The sequence below is a fragment of the Herbaspirillum robiniae genome (assembly GCF_002213415.1).
Lineage (GTDB): Bacteria > Pseudomonadota > Gammaproteobacteria > Burkholderiales > Burkholderiaceae_D > Herbaspirillum > Herbaspirillum robiniae.
Window position 1 is genome coordinate 1 of record NZ_NJGU01000031.1, and the last position, 501, is coordinate 501.

Annotated in this window: 1 protein-coding gene; it reads left to right on the forward strand. The window is 59.5% G+C overall.

The features are described 5' to 3' along the window. The first annotated feature begins 12 nt into the window (after window positions 1-12). Window positions 13-501 (forward strand): Hcp family type VI secretion system effector, encoded by a 489-nt coding sequence (locus CEJ42_RS24335; protein ID WP_079217157.1) that lies wholly within the window; start codon window positions 13-15, stop codon window positions 499-501.

The following is a 501-nucleotide window of genomic DNA, read 5'->3' on the forward strand; positions in this document are numbered from 1 at the left end:
AAGGAAACCATCATGCCAATGCCCTGCTACCTGATCCTCGAAGGCCAAAACCAAGGCAAGATCGAAGGCTCGACCAAAGTCAAAGGCCACGAGGGGAAGATTCTCGTGCAAGCCGTGGAACACACCATCGAAATCCCGAAGAGCCCGCAGACCGGCCTGCCCACCGGCAAGCGCGTGCACCTGCCGATGACCTTGACCAAGGAAATCGACAAGTCCTCGCCCAAGCTGTTCCAGGCGCTGACCTCGGGCGAGCAGATGAAGGACGTGACGCTGGAGTACTACCGGATCTCGCCCAAGGGGACCGAAGAGAAGTACTACACGGTGAAGCTGTCGAACGCGATCCTGACCAACATCCGCGCGTGGACGCCGAACTGCCTGACGCCGTCGAACCAGCAGATGGGTCACATGGAAGACATCGCGTTCACGTACGAGAAGATCACCTGGACCTTCGACCCGGACGGCATCGAGGCCGAAGACTCCTGGCTGGCGCCGAAGTCGTAA

What these genes read in the sequence shown, in the direction of transcription:
- CEJ42_RS24335 (WP_079217157.1), top strand. Translation starts at nt 13, where the DNA reads ATGCCAATGCCCTGCTACCTGATCCTCGAAGGCCAAAACCAAGGCAAG.